Annotated in this window: 14 protein-coding genes; 12 read left to right on the plus strand and 2 right to left on the minus strand. The window is 72.0% G+C overall.

From position 1 onward, the window contains the following. Positions 1-13 precede the first annotated feature (13 nt). The 3 genes from coaBC to ACIBLA_RS12680 all read left to right on the plus strand — a co-directional run bounded on the left by coaBC (position 14) and on the right by ACIBLA_RS12680 (position 4,991). Positions 14-1,267, plus strand: coding sequence for a bifunctional phosphopantothenoylcysteine decarboxylase/phosphopantothenate--cysteine ligase CoaBC (coaBC, locus tag ACIBLA_RS12670; RefSeq protein WP_363245234.1), 1,254 nt, complete (start codon positions 14-16; stop codon positions 1,265-1,267). Between the two features lie 242 nt (positions 1,268-1,509). Beyond that, positions 1,510-2,718 carry a methionine adenosyltransferase gene (gene metK, locus ACIBLA_RS12675; protein ID WP_363245233.1) on the plus strand — a complete coding sequence of 403 codons (1,209 nt, stop codon included), beginning with the start codon at positions 1,510-1,512 and terminating at the stop codon, positions 2,716-2,718. Between the two features lie 125 nt (positions 2,719-2,843). After that, a complete protein-coding gene (locus ACIBLA_RS12680; protein WP_399198527.1) occupies positions 2,844-4,991 on the plus strand; it encodes a primosomal protein N' in 2,148 nt (715 codons plus the stop codon). A gap of 93 nt (positions 4,992-5,084) precedes the next feature. On the opposite strand, the gene ACIBLA_RS12685 is transcribed toward ACIBLA_RS12680, so the two are convergent. After that, a complete protein-coding gene (locus ACIBLA_RS12685; protein ID WP_363245231.1) occupies positions 5,085-5,627 on the minus strand; it encodes a hypothetical protein in 543 nt (180 codons plus the stop codon). Positions 5,628-5,940: 313 nt separating this feature from the next. Between ACIBLA_RS12685 and fmt the strand changes: the two genes are divergently transcribed. The 4 genes from fmt (at position 5,941) to ACIBLA_RS12705 (ending at position 10,955) form a co-directional block, all read left to right on the plus strand. After that, complete coding sequence (gene fmt, locus ACIBLA_RS12690) at positions 5,941-6,897, plus strand: methionyl-tRNA formyltransferase (protein ID WP_363245230.1); 957 nt, start codon at positions 5,941-5,943, stop codon at positions 6,895-6,897. A gap of 63 nt (positions 6,898-6,960) precedes the next feature. Continuing rightward, positions 6,961-8,394, plus strand: a complete 1,434-nt coding sequence (locus ACIBLA_RS12695) for a transcription antitermination factor NusB (protein WP_363245229.1) — start codon at positions 6,961-6,963, stop codon at positions 8,392-8,394. A gap of 261 nt (positions 8,395-8,655) precedes the next feature. Next, the gene (locus tag ACIBLA_RS12700; RefSeq protein WP_399198529.1) at positions 8,656-9,621 is read left to right on the plus strand and encodes a RimK family alpha-L-glutamate ligase; all 966 of its coding nucleotides are present in this window, start codon (positions 8,656-8,658) and stop codon (positions 9,619-9,621) included. Further along, entirely contained in the window at positions 9,618-10,955 is a 1,338-nt protein-coding gene (locus tag ACIBLA_RS12705; protein ID WP_363245227.1) for a hypothetical protein, read from the plus strand. Before ACIBLA_RS12700 ends, ACIBLA_RS12705 begins: the two co-directional genes overlap by 4 nt. A 21-nt stretch (positions 10,956-10,976) precedes the next feature. Here the strand turns inward: ACIBLA_RS12705 and ACIBLA_RS12710 are convergent, their stop codons facing one another. Beyond that, complete coding sequence (locus ACIBLA_RS12710) at positions 10,977-11,978, minus strand: helix-turn-helix transcriptional regulator (RefSeq protein ID WP_363245269.1); 1,002 nt, start codon at positions 11,976-11,978, stop codon at positions 10,977-10,979. A gap of 307 nt (positions 11,979-12,285) precedes the next feature. On the opposite strand from ACIBLA_RS12710, the gene ACIBLA_RS12715 reads away from it, so the two are divergent. From ACIBLA_RS12715 to dpgB, 5 genes are all read left to right on the plus strand, one after another. Then, positions 12,286-13,137: an enoyl-CoA hydratase-related protein gene (locus ACIBLA_RS12715; RefSeq protein WP_363245268.1), complete on the plus strand. Its 852-nt coding sequence runs from the start codon at positions 12,286-12,288 to the stop codon at positions 13,135-13,137. 258 nt (positions 13,138-13,395) lie between these two features. Then, positions 13,396-14,649: a hypothetical protein gene (locus ACIBLA_RS12720; RefSeq protein WP_399198530.1), complete on the plus strand. Its 1,254-nt coding sequence runs from the start codon at positions 13,396-13,398 to the stop codon at positions 14,647-14,649. Positions 14,650-14,751: 102 nt separating this feature from the next. After that, on the plus strand, positions 14,752-15,996 hold the full coding sequence (locus ACIBLA_RS12725) for an aminotransferase class I/II-fold pyridoxal phosphate-dependent enzyme (protein ID WP_399198531.1): 1,245 nt from the start codon (positions 14,752-14,754) through the stop codon (positions 15,994-15,996). Next, positions 15,993-17,201: a 3,5-dihydroxyphenylacetyl-CoA synthase DpgA gene (gene dpgA / locus ACIBLA_RS12730; RefSeq protein WP_399198532.1), complete on the plus strand. Its 1,209-nt coding sequence runs from the start codon at positions 15,993-15,995 to the stop codon at positions 17,199-17,201. Before ACIBLA_RS12725 ends, dpgA begins: the two co-directional genes overlap by 4 nt. A 110-nt stretch (positions 17,202-17,311) precedes the next feature. Then, positions 17,312-18,076: an enoyl-CoA-hydratase DpgB gene (gene dpgB / locus ACIBLA_RS12735; protein ID WP_399198533.1), complete on the plus strand. Its 765-nt coding sequence runs from the start codon at positions 17,312-17,314 to the stop codon at positions 18,074-18,076. Positions 18,077-18,107 lie beyond the last annotated feature (31 nt).

Genomic DNA, 18,107 nt, shown 5'->3' on the forward strand with positions numbered 1-18,107 from the left:
GCGGGGAGACACGGTGGACCAGGCGGAGCGATCGGGACAGGCGGGCGGCAGGCCGAAGGTCGTCCTGGGGGTGAGCGGCGGGATCGCCGCGTACAAGGCGTGCGAGCTGCTGCGCCGGTTCACCGAGTCGGGCCATGACGTACGGGTCGTACCGACCGCGTCGTCCCTGCACTTCGTCGGCGAGGCGACCTGGGCGGCGCTCTCCGGCCACTCCGTCTCCACCCAGGTCTGGTCGGACGTCCACGAGGTGCCGCACGTACGCATCGGCCAGTCGGCCGACCTCGTCGTCGTCGCCCCCGCCACCGCGGACATGCTCGCCAAGGCGGCCCACGGCCAGGCGGACGACCTGCTGACCAACACCCTCCTCACCGCGCGCTGCCCAGTGGTCTTCGCACCGGCCATGCACACCGAGATGTGGGAGCACCCCGCCACCCGCGCGAACGTCGCGACCCTGCGCGAGCGCGGCGCCGTCGTCATCGAGCCCGCCGTCGGCCGCCTCACCGGCGTCGACACCGGCAAGGGGCGGCTGCCCGACCCCGACGCGATCTTCGAGGTCTGCCGCCGGGTGCTGGCGCGCGGCGTGACCGCGCCCGACCTGGCGGGCCGGCACGTCGTCGTCTCCGCCGGCGGCACCCGTGAGCCGCTCGACCCCGTCCGCTTCCTCGGCAACCGCTCCTCCGGGAAGCAGGGGTACGCCCTGGCCCGTACGGCGGCGGCCCGTGGCGCTCGCGTCACCCTCATCGAGGCCAACACCGGACTGCCCGACCCGGCCGGCGTCGACGTGGTGCGCGTCGGCACCGCCGTACAGCTGCGTGAGGCGGTCCTGAAGGCGACCGCCGACGCCGACGCCGTGGTCATGGCCGCGGCCGTGGCGGACTTCCGCCCCGCCGACTATGCCCAGGGCAAGATCAAGAAGAAGGACGGGGAGGAGCCGGCGCCGATCGTGCTGGTCCGTAACCCCGACATCCTCGCGGAGATCGGCACGGAGCGGGCCAGGCCCGGGCAGGTGATCGTCGGATTCGCCGCCGAGACGGACGACGTGCTCGCCAACGGCCGGGCGAAGCTGCGCCGCAAGGGGTGCGACCTGCTGGTCGTCAACGAGGTGGGGGAGCGCAAGACCTTCGGCGCGGAGGAGAACGAGGCGGTGATCCTCGCCGCGGACGGCGGCGAGACACCCGTGCCGTACGGTCCCAAGGAGGCGCTGGCCGACATCGTGTGGGACCTGGTCGTACCGGCACTCGGATCCGTGCAGACGAACGGGAAGTGAAATCTTCGTTCACTCCTCCGGTCGGGCAAAAACGGCTCAAACCAGGTGTTCCGGTTCCGGATCGGGGGTGATCGTCGTATCGCAGGACGGAGTGACACCCCTAACTCCACTCCCACAGTCCGAGACGTCTGGACCATCCGCGCCCTCGGCCGGATAAACTGGCCGAGGAACGACGTGGGGCGCAGCTCCCCGCCCGTTCCGCCAAGATCTAGCCAGCAGCCGCTGCAACCCCAGGGAGCGATGTGTCGCGCCGTCTGTTCACTTCGGAGTCCGTGACCGAAGGTCACCCCGACAAGATCGCTGACCAGATCAGCGACACCATTCTCGACGCGCTCCTGAAGGAGGACCCCACCTCGCGGGTGGCGGTCGAGACCCTGATCACCACCGGCCTGGTCCATGTGGCCGGCGAGGTGACCACCAAGGCCTACGCGCCCATCGCGAAGCTCGTCCGCGACAAGGTGCTGGAGATCGGCTACGACTCCTCGAAGAAGGGCTTCGACGGCGCCTCCTGCGGCGTCTCGGTGTCCATCGGCGCGCAGTCCCCCGACATCGCCCAGGGCGTCGACACCGCCTACGAGAAGCGGGTCGGCGGCGAAGAGGACGAGCTGGACAAGCAGGGCGCCGGCGACCAGGGCCTGATGTTCGGCTACGCCTGCGACGAGACGCCCGAGCTGATGCCGCTCCCGATCAACCTCGCCCACCGGCTCTCCCGCCGGCTGTCCGAGGTCCGCAAGAACGGGACCATCCCTTACCTGCGTCCCGACGGCAAGACCCAGGTCACCATCGAGTACGACGGCGACAAGGCCGTCCGCCTCGACACGGTCGTCGTCTCCTCGCAGCACGCGTCGGACATCGACCTGGACTCGCTCCTGGCGCCCGACATCCGCGAGTTCGTCGTCGAGCACGTGATCAAGCAGCTCCTTGAGGACGGCATCAAGCTGGAGACCGAGGGCTACCGCCTGCTGGTCAACCCCACGGGCCGCTTCGAGATCGGCGGCCCCATGGGCGACGCCGGCCTCACCGGCCGCAAGATCATCATCGACACCTACGGCGGCATGGCCCGCCACGGCGGCGGCGCCTTCTCCGGCAAGGACCCGTCGAAGGTGGACCGCTCGGCGGCCTACGCGATGCGCTGGGTCGCGAAGAACGTGGTGGCCGCCGGCCTCGCCTCGCGCTGCGAGGTCCAGGTCGCGTACGCGATCGGCAAGGCCGAGCCGGTGGGCCTGTTCATCGAGACCTTCGGCACCGCCTCGGTCGACGTCGAGAAGATCGAGCAGGCCGTCGCCACGGTCTTCGACCTCCGCCCGGCCGCGATCATCCGCGACCTGGACCTGCTCCGCCCGATCTACGCCCAGACGGCGGCGTACGGCCACTTCGGCCGCGAGGAGCCGGACTTCACCTGGGAGCGCACGGACCGCGTGGACGCGCTGCGCGCGGCGGCCGGTCTGTAAGGCGCTCGACGCACGTCGTACGGCGGCGGGTCCCGGACACCCCTGGTGTCCGGGGCCCGCCGCCGTACCGGGAGCATGCTCGGCGAGGGGCCGCCGGTGTCAGTGGTGTCTGTAAGAATTTGGCTGTGAGCAGCGACGACGAGCAGCCCGAGGAGTCCGCCGAAGACGGTGGGCCGGAGCAGCTCGCGCTCATTCGGGAGACCGTGCGGGCCGCCAAGGTGCCGCGGGCCAAGCCGCGGACGTGGCGGGGGGCGCCGTTGGCGGGGGAGTTGCCCGTCGCGCGGGTGGTGGTGAACAAGGGCGTGCTGCATCTCGACCAGTTCTTCGACTACGCCGTGCCCGAGGAGCTGGACGAGGCCGCCCAGCCAGGGGTGCGGGTGCGGGTGCGGTTCGGGGCCGGGGCGCATCAGGTGCGGGGTGGGCGGCGGGAGGGCGGGCGGCTGATCGACGGGTTCGTCGTCGAGCGGCGGGCCGAGTCCGACTACGCGGGGCCGCTCGCCGCGCTCGCCGGCGTCGTGTCGACGGAGCCGGTGCTCAGCGCCGAGCTGCTGGGGCTCGCGCGGGCGGTCGCCGACCGTTACGCGGGCAGCCTCGCCGACGTACTGCAACTGGCGGTGCCGCCGAGGAACGCGCGCGCGGAGGCCAAGCCGTCGCCCGAACCGCTGCCCGCGCCGGAGAAGCCGGAGGCGGGCACCTGGGAGCGGTACGCGAAGGGCGCGGCCTTCCTGGACGCGCTCGCCGACGGCGGCACCCCCCGCGCCGTGTGGACCGCGCTGCCCGGACCGCACTGGGCGGACGAGCTGGCGCGGGCCGTCGCCGCGACGCTCGCGTCGGGCCGGGGGGCGGTCGTCGTCGTGCCGGACGGCCGGGTGGCGGCGCGCGTCGACAGCGCGCTCACGGACCTGCTCGGCGAGGGGCACCACGCGCTGCTCACCGCCGAGGCGGGACCTCAGAAGCGGTACGGCCAGTGGCTCGCCGTCCGGCGGGGCGCGGTGCGCGCCGTCGTGGGGACCCGCGCGGCCATGTTCGCCCCCGTACGGGATCTCGGGCTCGTCGCCATCTGGGACGACGGCGACTCCAGTCACAGCGAGCAGCACGCGCCGCTGCCGCACGCCCGCGAGGTCCTGCTGCTGCGCGCCGCGCACGACAAGTGCGCCTTCCTGCTGGGCAGTACGGCATGCACGGTGGAGGCGGCCCAACTGGTCGAGACCGGCTGGGCGTTGCCCCTGACGGCCGACCGGGAGCGGCTGAGGGCCGCCGCGCCCCTGGTGCGGACCGTCGGGGACGGCGAGCTGGCGCGCGACGAGGCCGCGCGCGCGGCCCGGCTGCCGAGCCTCGCCTGGCAGGCAGTCAGGGACGGACTCAGGACCGGCCCGGTCCTCGTGCAGGTGCCCCGGCGCGGCTATGTGCCCCGGCTCGGCTGCGAGCGCTGCCGTGCCCCCGCCCGATGCCGTCACTGCGCGGGCCCCCTGGAGGCGCCCGAACAGCGGGAGTTGCACTGCGCGTGGTGCGGTCGCGGCGAGCCCGCCTGGCGCTGCGCGGAGTGCGGAGGTACGCGGCTGCGCGCCAGCGTCGTGGGGGCGCGGCGTACGGCGGAGGAGCTGGGCCGGGCGTTCCCGGCGGTCCCGGTGCGTACGTCGGGCCGCGACCACATCCTCGACACCGTGCCGGGCCGCCCCGCCCTCGTGGTCAGCACACCCGGCGCCGAGCCCGTCGCCGAAGGCGGCTACGCGGCGGCGCTGCTCCTCGACGGCTGGGCGATGCTGGGCAGGCCGGACCTGAGAGCGGGGGAGGAGGCGCTACGGCGCTGGCTGCACGCCGCCTCGCTGGTCCGCGGGCAGGGCGACGGCGGCACGGTCGTCGTCGTGGCCGAGCCGACGCTGCGGCCCGTGCAGGCGCTCGTGCGGTGGGACCCCGTGGGCCACGCCCAGCGTGAGCTGGCCGAGCGGGCGGAGCTGGGCTTTCCGCCGGTGTCCCGGATGGCGGCGGTGACAGGCCGGCCCGACGCGGTCGCCGCGTTCCTGACCGCCGCCGAACTGCCGCCCGACGCCGAGGTCCTGGGGCCCGTACCGCTGCCGGTCACCGACCCGGCCCGGCCCCGCAGGACCGGTGACCCACCTCCGGGCGAGGTGTGGGAGCGCGCGCTGCTGCGGGTGCCGCCGGGAAGCGGCGCGGCGCTGGCGGCGGCCCTGAAGTCGAGGCAGGCGAGCCGGCTGGCACGCGGTGGCGGTGACCCGGTGCGGATCCGGATCGATCCCCCCGACATCGGCTGACGGGCGGGGTGTTCAGCTTCCGGACGCCGGAACCGCTGCCGACGCGGCGGGTCCGGCGCCCACGTACCGGCGCCCGAGTACCAGCTCCCGGCGTCAGCCGTTGCGCGGGCCGGGGAACGCCCCCGGACGCGCCTCCTCGCGGAGCGGCTGCGCGGCGGCCACCGCCGACTGCGGTGGCATCGACCGCGCCGCCGGCACGGCCGGGACAACGGGCCCCACAGGGCCGATCGGGCGGGCCTGCGCGGCGTCCTGCGGACTGTCGCCGTCGGCGACGGCCGCCTGCTGGGCCGCCCGCCTCGTACCGTAACGGCGGTGCACCGCCTGCTTGGTGACACCGAGCGCCGAGCCGACCGCGTCCCACGAGAAGCCCAGCGAGCGATCGAAGTCCACGGCCGCCGTCACCAGGCTCTCGACACTGTCCCGCAACTCCTGCGCGAGACGGACGGTCGGGGCTGGCGCCCGGCCGTAGACGACGAAGCCCGTCGAGGGGCCTGAGCGGCGCGGGCGGTAGACGTTGCCCAACTGGGCTGTGAGAGTGCGCAATGCGTCCACCTGCCGGCGGACGCGCTCGATGTCCCGCACCAACAGGTGCAGATTTGCCCGGGCTTGTGCGTCGTGGGTTGCGTGGTCGGCCATGAACAAGCCTCTCGAACCGGCGTTGAAACGGATCGGGCCGCACCGGGCGGCCCGTTTGTGGTCAATCTCCCTTGACAACGCGCCACCCGCCGTTGTGGTCACGCTGCGGGGGCGTATGCGCATATGCGCGGGGCGTACGGGCTCCCGTACGCCCCCTGACCGCCGGCCCCTGAGGCCCCCACCCGACCGGGTCCGCCGGACCCGGTCCGGGCCCATAGACTGGTGCGCTGTCCGTCGTCGACCGTGCCGGTGCCCGCCGCCCGCCCGGCCCCGACAGGCTCTGAGCCGCACGAGAGAGCGAGGAAGTCCCGCAGTGAAGCTCGTCTTCGCAGGCACCCCCGAGGTCGCCGTACCCGCCCTGGACGCACTGATCGCCTCCGACCGGCACGAGGTCGCCGCCGTCGTCACCCGCCCCGACGCACCCGCCGGCCGGGGCCGCAGGCTCGTCGCCAGCCCCGTCGCCCAGCGCGCCGAAGAGGCGGGCATCGAGATCCTGCGGCCCGCCAAACCGCGCGACGAGGCATTCCTGACCCGGCTGCGCGAGATCGCCCCCGACTGCTGCCCCGTCGTCGCCTACGGCGCGCTGCTGCCCCGCGTCGCGCTCGACGTCCCGGCGCACGGCTGGGTGAATCTGCACTTCTCGCTGCTGCCCGCGTGGCGTGGCGCCGCCCCCGTACAGCACGCCGTCATGGCCGGTGACGAGACGACCGGCGCCGCCACCTTCCTCATCGAGGAAGGGCTGGACTCCGGTCCGGTGTACGGGGTGATCACCGAGGACGTACGGCCCACCGACACCAGCGGCGACCTGCTGACCCGCCTCGCCTTCGCCGGTGCCGGGCTGCTCGCCGCGACCATGGACGGCATCGAGGACGGCACGCTCAAGGCCGTACCGCAGCCCGCCGACGGCATCACGCTCGCGCCCAAGCTCACCGTCGAGGACGCGCAGGTCGACTGGACGGCGCCCGCGCTGCGCGTCGACCGCGTCGTACGCGGCTGCACCCCCGCGCCCGGCGCCTGGACGCTCTTCCGCGGCGAACGCCTCAAGCTGATCCAGCTCTCGCCCGTGACCGACCGCACCGACCTGGCCCCCGGGGAGCCCGCCGTCGGCAAGAACTCCGTGCACGTGGGCACCGGTTCGTACGCCGTCGAGCTGCTCTGGGTCCAGCCGCAGGGCAAGAAGCCCATGCGGGCCGCCGACTGGGCGCGCGGCGTCCGGATCGCCCCCGGTGAGCGGCTCGGCGCGGCAGGCGCCGCGGCGGACGTACGCTGAAAGCGACCGCCTTCCACAAGCAGCACCCATGACCTCTGACGCGTAGCACCTTGCGGAGCACCTTTGAACGAGCAGGCCCGTCGCCGTCCCCCCAAGACCTACCGCCGTCCCAAGAAGGATCCCGTGCGGATCCTCGCCTTCGAGGCGCTGCGGGCCGTCGACGAACGCGCCGCCTACGCCAACCTCGTCCTCCCGCCCCTCCTCAAGAAGGCGAGAGATTCGGGCGACTTCGACACCCGCGACGCCGCGCTCGCGACCGAGCTGGTGTACGGCACACTCCGCCGCCAGGGCACCTACGACGCGATCATCTCCGCCTGCATCGACCGCCCCCTGCGCCAGGTCGACCCGCCCGTACTGGACGTACTCGCCCTCGGCGCCCACCAGTTGCTCGGCACCCGTATCCCCACCCACGCCGCCGTGTCGGCCAGCGTGGAGCTGGCCCGCGTCGTGCTCGGCGACGGGCGCGCGAAGTTCGTCAACGCCGTCCTGCGGAAGATCTCCCAGGACGACCTGGACGCCTGGGTGGAGCGCGTCGCACCGCCGTACGACGAGGACGCCGAGGAGCACCTCGCCGTCGTCCACTCGCACCCCCGCTGGGTCGTCTCCGCGCTCTGGGACTCGCTCGGCGGCGGCCGGGCCGGCATCGAGGACCTGCTGGAGGCGGACAACGAACGCCCCGAGGTGACGCTCGTCGCGCGCCCCGGCCGGATCTCCGCCGACGCGCTGCTCGACACACTGGGCGAGGAGTCGGCGCTGCCGGGACGCTGGTCCCCGTACGCGGTCCGGCTCACCGAGGGCGGCGAGCCCGGCGCCATCGACGCCGTACGCGAGGGGCTGGCCGGAGTCCAGGACGAGGGCAGCCAGCTCGTCGCCGTGGCGCTCGCCAACGCGCCGCTGGAGGGCCCCGACGCGCGGTGGCTCGACGGCTGCGCCGGCCCCGGCGGCAAGGCGGCGCTGCTGGCCGCCCTGGCGGCCGGTCGCGGCGCGCGGCTGCTCGCCGCGGAGAAGCAGCCGCACCGGGCGCGCCTGGTCGAGCGCGCGCTCACGGGCAACCCCGGCCCGTACCAGGTGATCACCGCCGACGGCACCCGCCCGCCGTGGCACCCCGGCGTCTTCGACCGCGTCCTGGTCGACGTCCCGTGCACCGGACTAGGCGCCCTGCGCCGCCGCCCGGAGGCCCGCTGGCGGCGCCGCCCCGAGGACCTGGAGGGCTTCGCGCCGCTCCAGCGCTCACTGCTACGTGAGGCACTGAAGGCCGTACGCGTGGGCGGCGTCGTCGGCTACGCCACCTGCTCCCCGCACCTCGCCGAGACACGCGCCGTGGTCGAGGACGTGCTGAAGGGCCGGGGCGGTCCCGCCGCCGAGGCCGAGTGGGTCGACGCCCGGCCGCTGATGCCCGGTGTCCCGGCGCTGGGCGACGGCCCCGACGTCCAGCTGTGGCCGCATGTGCACGGCACGGACGCGATGTATCTGGCGCTCCTGCGCCGTACGGCCTGAGAGGCACCCGCCCTTAGGAAGACGCGGTTCTCCCTGTACGGCACGCCGGTGCGGCGATGCTGCCGTTCAGGGCCCGTTGACCCGCCGACCGCCGCCACCTCGCACCCCTGTCGCATCGGCGCAAGGCGAAGATCCGAGCCCCTGGAAGGGCGAGAGGCCGGCCGGAATCCTGAAAGAGTGAGACGTCGTCGGTGCAGCGGTCGGAGTGGGTCGCGGGGGTGCCGTCACATGCCGATGAGGTCTCTCGTAGGAGTTGCGATCGTGGCGAATGAGCGCCTGGTGACGTGGATCTGCCATCCGGACGACTTTCTGCCGGAGTACGTGGACAAGATCACCGTGCAGATGACCGAGCGCTGGGCGGAACCCTGCGCGAGGCACGGATTCGCCTTCCGGTTCATCAGCGCGAACGAGCTCGTGCCCGCGTGCGACGAGCGCCCCCGGCTGTGGCACGGCGGGGTGGATCTGCTCCGGACGCGGCAGGCGTACATCGTGGACGATGTGAGCGGCGACCCGCAGGCCACTCATTTCCTGCGGGGCATCTACCGGGCCATCGACGCCAGCGACTCCGTCCTGCTCAACCGCTCGCTCGTCGGGCCGGAGTGCCTGGAGCGCGACAAGCTGGCGATCCTGGCCCGTGCGTCGACGCTCGGGGTGCGGGTGCCGAAGACGGTGGCGCTGCCCTTCGGGCGCTACGCGCGCAAGGGTCTCGATGTCGTCCGCAAGGAGATCGGCGAGGGTCCGTACATCCTCAAGGCGCGCGAGATGGGCATCGGCTTCGGTGTGCTGAAGCTGGACAGCTACGAGCAGTTGCGGGCCGCCGTCGACATCGCGTCCCAGACCGGGCAGAGCTACATCGTGCAGGAGTATCTGCCCAACAAGGGCGATCTGCGGGTGGCGATGGTCGACGGGAAGTTCGCCGCGAGCATGCTGCGCAGCCCGGCGGAGGGCGCGTATCTCGCCAATATCACCCAGGGCGGCAGTTCGAGCGCCAACCCGGACGTGGCGGCCGTGCTCGGCGACGTGGAGCGGATCGTCGCGGATCTCCAGGCCGGATATCTCTGTGTGGACTGGCTGCTGACCGACGACGGGCCGGTGCTCGGCGAGTGGGGCACCGCCATGGCGGAGTTCTCCTCGATGCCCGAGCCCGCCCGGTCGCAGCTGGCCGACGCGTTCTTCCCGTGGGTCGGTCGGCTGCTGTCCGGGCCCGCCCCGGCGCCCCGCGCATGACGGGAACGGTTACCGAGACGGCGACGCCGAAGACGGGCTGGCACCCCCGGGCCGTGGGAGCGGGGCTGGGTTTCACCCTGCTGTCCAACTTCGGTCTGGCGATGGTGCTCACGCTGCTTCCGGTGGCGGTCCTGCACGGCGGGCGGATCGCGCCGTCCGTCTTCTCCTTCGCGCTGTCCGTGCATGTCGGCTCGGCCCTGGTCGGCGCGGTGGTCACGCCGATCGCGTTCAGCCGGGTCCATCCGGCCTGGGTCCTGACGATCGCCTCGTCGCTGAAGGCCGCCGGATTCGTCACCGTCGCCGTCAGCACCTCGGCCCCGGCGCTGTATCTCTTCGCGGTGCTGGCCGGTCTCGGCGTGGGCATCTCACGCCCCGCGGTGCGTTCCCTGCTGGTGGCCGCGGCGACCGACGACCGCCGCAGCCAGGTCTTCCAGGTCTTCTTCATCCTGCTGAACACCGCCTATGTGCTGGCGCCGCTCGCGGCGGGGCCGGTCGGGCGGGCCGGGGTTCCCGCGCTGCTCGCCCTGGCCGCCGTCGAGACGGCGATCGGGATCACCGTCGGACTCCTCGCCCGGGGGCTCGACTTCGCGCTGCCGCCCCGGGGTGCGAACGGGCTGCGTGGACGGCTCACCGTCCTCAGGACGCCCGCGGTGGCGGTACTGCTCGGCTACACCTTCGCGATCTACTTCGCGATGGGGTTCCTCTACGCGATGATCCTGCTGTACGAGGTGGTCAACCCCGCCCAGGCGGAGCACCGGACGCTGTTCCTCAGCTTCCAGCCGCTGGCGATCATCGCCATCCAGCTGGCGCTCCTGCCGTTCTTCACCCGGCTGAGGCGCGGCGCGCTGTATCTGATCGTCGCGGTGGGCGGGGGCACGGGGCTCGTGCTCTCCTTCACCGGCAGTCTGACGCTCGTCCTCGCGGGGCTGACGCTGTTCGCCGTCGCGGAGTGTCTGGCCTTCCCGAAGATCCAGGTGGAGGCGGCGGACACGGTGCCGCAGACACGGCTGGCGGATGTCATCGCGCTCGTCAGCCTGGTCACGGCCATCGGTGAGATCTGCGGGAACATGGCGGCCGGGCTCGCGGTCAGCACCTCCGCGTCCTGGCTGCCGCAGCCGGCCCACTTCGGCATGGGGGTGGGTGTGCTGGTCGGGCTGGTGCTGCTCGTGGCCGGTCTCGCGGTCACCCGGTACGTCATGCCCCCGGGCGCTTCCAAGGCCATGCCCGAGGTCGCGCCCGGGGGTTCCGCCGATGGTTCCCCGGATGGCTCACCCGACGACTCGCCGGACGCCCCGCCCGGCGCCTCGTCCGCCCGGGACGGGGATCGGTCCTGAACGTGGAGCCCCGGTGCCCGGTCAGTTCTGCCCGTCGATCAGCTTCCCCAGGAGATAGCCCGCGTGCATCCGGTTGCGGGCCCCGATGCGCGACATGATCTCCGAGATATGGCGCTGACAGGTCCGCAGCGACATGCCCATGCGGCGGGCGATCACCTTGTCCTCCAGCCCTTCCACCAGCAACCGCGAGATGGAGAGCTGGATGTCGACGGAGGTGCTCTTGACCTGGCCCCGGTCGTACGAGACGGGGAACGGCCTCGCCACCGGCCAGGCGCGTTCGAACGCCTGCACGGCGAAGTCCACGATGCTCCGGTCGCTGACGACCACGGCACCGTCCCGGTCGTACTGCGGCAGGACCGCGATCTCCCGGTCGAAGATGATCATCCGCATCAAGGCGTCGCCGAGCATGCGCACTTCGACGCCCCGCTCCGTCACATGGCGGACGTAGTCCACCATGACCTGGGAGAACTGGGCGGTGTGCTGGTAGACGGTGCGCATGGTGATGCCGCGGCCCAGCACCGCTTCCGTCCGTTCGAGGGACTCGCGCAGCACATCGGCGGGCCGGGCGCCGCCCGGCTGGGAGGTGAGGATCTCCGTCCGCGCCCCCGCCGAGAGTTCGGTCAGGACCGCCCGTACGGCGGCGACCTCGGGCAGGATCTCGATCCGGGGGCGGCGCAGCCGCTCGGCGGGACTCCGCTCGTAGATCTTGGTGAGGGTGTCCAGCTCCGTCATCATCCTGATGATCTGCTGCTGGCCGCTCTCCAGCTGCCTGATGGCGGGGGCGATGACGCCGGCGCCGAGCGCCCGGGGCGATCCCGGTGTGTACGTGCCGTCCCCGGCGCAATCGATCAGATGTAACTCCGTGAGGCGGCCGACCAATTGCCGCGCCCCGTCGATTCCGATTTCCAGCGCGGCGGCGATCTGCTCGACGGACGCGTTCCCCGAACCGCAGAGGAATGCGTAGGCCGTGGTGATCTCCTCGTCTATCGGGAACGGGGAACGATCAACATGGTGAGCTGGCATATTCACTGCACTACCTCATGTCCGAAGAATCCAGATTAATCCGTTCAGGCAATTTGGCGGGTTTTCGTCCCGTCGCATTCTCGCCTGGCGGTATTACGACGTGCATGCGCACTGGCGGCCCCCTCTCGGCGGGTGGCAGATTTACGTCGTATCAGGCACTGATTACGTCGGGGGAGAAGCGAGTCGTGCTGCGCTCAATCACATGTCCAACCGCGCCATATTCGGCCGTGGCCGGAATTCACAGCGGGACGGCGTGCTCACCGTCGATGGCGGACATCGGCCCCGATTCCGGACCGGGCAGGGCGTGATGTCCGAACTGCGCTACGGAGCGTACATTCTCGTTCACCGCACAGACAACGGCCGGATCGCCGAACTGGTCCTGAATCGGCCAGAACGCATGAACGCGGTTTCCGCCAACTTCGGCGCCGCGCTGGCCGACGCGACGGCTGATCTCGGACATGACCCCTCCGTCGGCGTCACCGTCATCACCTCCCGCTGCGAACGCGCCTTCTGCGTGGGCGCCGATCTCAAGGAGCGTGCCGGCTACACCGAGGCCGACCGGGCCGCGGCGCGGCCGGGCAGCCGGGCGGCGTACGCGGGCGTCCTGGCGCTGCCCATGCCGGTCATCGCCGCTGTTCAGGGCTACGCACTGGGCGGTGGCTACGAGATCGCGCTGTCCTGCGACGTCATCGTGGCGGACCCCGGGGCGACCGTGGGGCTGCCCGAGACCACGGTCGGGGTCATTCCGGGCGGCGGCGGTACGCAGCTGCTGCCGCGCAGGGTCGGCGCGGCCGTCGCGGCCCAGCTGATCTTCAGCGGGCGACAGGTACCGGCCACCGAAGCGCGCGACCTCGGGCTGGTGGACGTCCTCGCGCCCGCCGGCGCGGTCCGCGCCACGGCTCTCGATCTCGCACGGACCTACGCGGCCAACTCACCGGTAGCGCTGCGGGCCGCCAAGCGCGCGCTGCGACTGGGACAGGGCCGGGATCTGGCGGCGGGGCTCGAAGTCGAGGACGCCGCCTGGCACACGGTCGCCTTCTCGGCCGACTGGGTGGAGGGCGTCGCCGCGTTCAACGGCCGCCGCCCACCGGACTGGCCCGGATACCGTGGCGCGGACCAGAACGGGAATCAGCCTGCGGCAGCGAACGTACCGCCGTGAGGAGGGCGTCGGAGCATACGCCGGAAGCAACCGGAATTCAACTTTCTCCAGCCCGGCGACAGCGGCGCAATGGCTGAAAAACATGCCTCGGCCGACCGGTGCGGACAGGTAAATCTGTTGAACAGCGGACCAAGTGAGGAAATCGTGCTGGGGGAAATGTATCCGACCTCGCGCCACAGCGAGGCGCGTGCCGGTGAGTCGTCAAAGATTGAACTGGCAGAGAATCTCGACATTCTGACGCGGGCGCAGCTTGAGGAAATGCAGCAGCGCAACCTCGCCCGCACCGTGGACGCCCTGAAGAGGAATCCGGCGGTGGCCGCCGGCTGGCCCGGCGCGCTCGACGTGCGGGTGCCGCGCGATCTGCTCAAACTCCCCCTGTTCTCACCGGCCGACCTCCAGGCGTCCTGTCCGCCCGCCTCGGAGAACCTGGTGCTCGGCGACGGCCGCTCCGGGCTCGTCCTGCGCTCCAGCGGTACATCGGGACGGCGCAAGATGATCTACCACTCGTGGGAGTTCAGCCGCCGGGTCTCGGCTCTCGGCGCGCGCGGGGTGCGCAGCGCGCTGCGGCCGCATCCCCGCCGTATCGCCAACTTTCTCTACCCGGGCGAGCTGAACGGCGCGTTCACCTTCGCCCAGGAGGTCACGGAGCTGCTGCCGGCCATGTCGTTCCCCATGGGCAGCAGCGCCCTCGCCTCCCCGGAGACGGCGGAGCTGCTGCGCGAGAACCGGGTGGACGCGGTCATCTGCTCACCCTCGGCGGGGACGGGGCTGCTGACCGGCGACGCGACACGTGAACTCCTGTGCGGCGTGGGCAGTCTGCTGTACATCGGGGAGATCCTCGGTGAGAGCAGGGAGCGTCAACTCGCGGACGCCCGGCCCGATCTGCGGGTGCGTTCGTTCTCGTACTCCACCAGCGAGACCGGGCCCGTCGGCTACCAGTGCACCTACCAGAGCGGTTCGACCCACCATCTGCACGAGGACGTGCTGGTGGTCGAGGTGGTCGACACGGACGCCGAGCGGATACAGCCCGACGGCCGGGTCGGCGAGGTCGTCGTCACGATGCTCACCGACTCCGGTATGCCGCTGCTGCGCTACCGGATCGGCGACGAGGGATTCATCGAGACCCGCCCCTGTCTGTGCGGCAGTGCCGCGCGGCAGCTGACCCTCACGGGCCGGGTGGGCATGTCCATGAATGTCGACAGCACCACCATCTCCCGTGATCTGGTGATGGAGCAGCTGGCGACGCTGGGCATCAGCGACCCGGCCGACTGCCAGTTCGAGGTGACCCAGCACGATCCGGGCTTCTCGATCCGGCTGCTGGTCTCGGAACGTACGCCGCCCTCGGTCACGGCCGAGGACGCCGTCGCCGCGCTGCACGGTGCCTACCACATGGGGAGGGTCTTCACCGCGCCGCTGTACCGCGGGCTGACGCTGGAGCGGGTCGACAGCTCCGAGTTCCACCACACGGCACGGGGCAAGACACCCTTCTTCGTCAACCGCCCGGCCGGCTGAACTCCCTTCCGCGGCACGTTCGTCACGCCGTTCCCGCGAGATTTCCGCGCCGCTCCGACCGCTTCTTCTCACGCATCCGTACGCATCCCTGGAGACACCCCGATGCCTCGTACGATCGAACGACACAACTGGGTAGCCACGCGCGTAGACAAGACGTCGGACGCGCTGACCCGGGCCATCGCCACCGACCTGACCAGCCATGTCTTCACCGGGCGGGAGGGGAAAGCGGTGACGCTCGCCGACGGCCGCAGCGCCGTCGAGTTCATCTCCTGCTCCTATCTGGGCCTCGACACCCACCCGGCCGTGGTGGAGGCGGCCGTCGCCAGCCTGCGCCGGGTCGGCGTGCAGTTCTCCTCGTCACGCACCCGGATGCGGTACGAGGACCTCGAATCGCTGGAGCGGATGCTCGGCGTCATCTACGGTGGCCGGCACGCCACGTGCTTCACGGCCGTCGGCAGCGTCCACCTGGGGGTGCTGCCGCTGCTGGGAACGGGCGTGCTGCCCAGCTACCCCGTGTCGGTGAGCGGGGTCACCTTCCTGGTCGAGCGCACCGCGCACGCGTCCATCCAGGTCCTGCGCGGCGTGCTCGAACAGATCGGCGACGTGGACCGGTTCGACTGTGAGGACCTGGACGACCTCGCCGTCCGGCTGGCGGCGGTACGCGACGCCGGCCGCACGCCGATCGTCCTCGTGGACGGCGTGGGGTCCATGGGCGGGCTCATCGACGTGGGTGCGCTGTACGACCTGTGCGCGGCGGCCGAGGGCTATCTGTATGTGGACGACGCGCACGGTGTGTCGATCTCCGGTGAGCAGGGGGCGGGTTTCGCGTACGAGGAGTTCCGCCACCTGCCCGGCGGGCTGCCCGCTTCGGTGATCCTCGTCGGCTCGCTCGCCAAGGCGTTCGGCGGCAGTAACGGCGGCTTCGTCCTGTTGAACACCGAGGAGGACACGGTGGAGCTGCGAAGATTCGGCAATCCGCTGATCTTCGGCGGCCCCATCGCCCTTCCCGTCGTCAGCGCCTGCCGGGCGTCGGCGGAGCTGCATCTCGACGGTACGGTCGCGCGGCTCCAGCGGGATCTGTGGCGCAACACCGAACTCTTCGACTCCCGCATGGGAGGCGCGCTGTTCAACGCGGGCACCCGGTCGCCGATCCGCGGGGCGCTCTTCAAGAGCGAGGAGGACGCGCTGGTGGCCGCGGCGCGGCTGCGCAAGGCGGGTGTCATCGTCACCCCCGCGTTCTTCCCGACCGTGGCCAAGGGAAGCGGTCTGATCCGGATGGCCGTCTCGGCCGCGCACACCACCGAGCAGATCGAGCTGGCCACCAACGAGCTGGAGGTGCCGGCATGACCGCCCCAGCACCCACCGCCCCGGCCTCCCTCGCCGCTGCCGTGCCCACCGCGCCCGGGACCCGGGCGCCCGGACAGCGGCTCAGCACGGCGAACGCGGGGCCCCGGCCGTCGGTTGTCGGCTTCGGCACGGCCACCCCCGCCAACTCCTACACACAGCGCGAGATGCTGGAGCTGTTCGGCATCGAGGACCGCCGGATCAGGTCCGTCTTCCTCAACAGCGCCATCGAGCGCCGCTATCTGACGCTGCCGCCCGAACTGGCCGACGGCACACGGAAAACCGAGACCCAGGGCGAACTGCTCGCCAAGCACAAGGAGCAGGGCATCAGGACGGGCAGGGAGGCACTGGAGACGGCCCTGAAGCGGGCCGGGCTCGCGCTCCCCGATGTCGGATACCTGTGCTGTGTGACCACCACGGGGCTGCTCACACCCGGTTTCTCCGCCCATCTCGTCAAGGACGCGGGGCTGCCGGTCTCCACCGGCCGGCTCGACGTCGTGGGCATGGGCTGCAACGCCGGCCTCAACGCCATGGCCGCCGTCGCGTCCTGGTCGGCGGCCAACCCCGGGCAGGCGGCCGTCATGGTCTGCGCGGAGGTCTGCTCCGCCGCCTATGTCTTCGACGGCACCATGCGCACCTCGGTGGTGAACAGCCTCTTCGGCGACGGCGCGGCGGCCGTCGTGATGGTCACCGACCCGGCGGGAACGGCACACGCGGCGCACAGCGCGCACGCGACGGAGACGGCGGAAGCCGGCGAGGCGGCGCCCGTGGGCACCGTACTGAAGGCCGCCAGCCGCATCATCCCCGAAGCGGTGGACGCGATGCGCTACGACTGGGACGACGACCAGGGCAAGTTCAGCTTCTTCCTCGACCGTGACGTGCCGTATGTCGTCGGGGCGAACGCCGAGGAGGTGGTCGACCGGCTGCTCGGCGGCACCGGTCTGGAGCGCGCGGACATCGACCACTGGCTGGTCCACTCGGGCGGCAAGAAGGTCATCGACTCGGTGAAGGTCAACCTCGGCCTCAGCACGTACGCGCTGCGCCACACCACCGGGGTGCTGCGCGACTACGGAAACCTGTCGAGCGGCTCGTTCCTGTTCTCCTACGAGCGCCTGATGGAGGAGGGCCGGGTGCGGCGCGGTGACTACGGCGTGCTCATGACCATGGGCCCCGGCTCCACCATCGAGACGGCGCTCGTCCAGTGGTGACGGCACCCGTGCCATGACACCGACCGCACCCGCCGCACTGACCGAACCACCCCCACCTGACCCCACCACCCTCACCGCCCTCACCGGCGGACGACGAAGGAAGTGTGACCGTGTCCGGCACGGATACCGATACCCCCAACGCCCTGACCGTCCGTCTCCACGACGAGGCAGCCGCCGTCCTGACGGTCGGCGACGAGGAACTGACCCCGGCGCTGGTCGACCGGGTGCGCACCGCCGCCGAGAAGGCGGAGGGCGCCGACCGCGGTGTCGTCCTGCTCCTGCTGGGCGGCGCCGGCGCCGCGGAGGGCGTGTCCCCCGCCGGTACGGGCATCCATCTGGTCAACACCTGGGAGCGGGCACTGCGTCGGCTGGAGACCTCGGGGCGCCCCACCCTCGCGCTCGTGGAGGGCACCTGCACCGGCCCCGCGCTGGAGACGCTGCTCACCGCCGACTACCGGATCGCGGCAGGCGACACGCGCCTGCGGCTCTCGGGCGCCGAGGACGGCGCCTGGCCGAGCACGGCGGTGCACCGGCTGGCGCAGCAGATCGGCATGGCGCGGGCGCGCCGCCTGCTGCTGCGCCGCCCCTGGCTGGACGGTGAACAGGCCGCTGATCTGGACCTGGTGGACGAGACGGCGGACGGCGGCGAGGCTGCCCTGCGCCGCGCGGTGCTGGTGGCGGGCGAGCTGTCGGCCGTGCCGGGCCGCGAGTGGTCGATCCGGCGCAGGCTGCTGTTCGACGCCACCCTCAGTTACGAGGAGGCCCTGGGCGCCCATCTGGCCGCGTGCGACCGCAGTCTGCGCCGCCGCACCACGGCCGGACAGGCAGCGGCCGGACAGGCAGCGGCCGACGGCTCGTTGGCCCAGGCGCGCTGACCCACCGTACGAAGCGGCTTTCCGCCCGCCC

This window comes from Streptomyces sp. NPDC050433 (assembly GCF_044458565.1).
Lineage (GTDB): Bacteria > Actinomycetota > Actinomycetes > Streptomycetales > Streptomycetaceae > Streptomyces.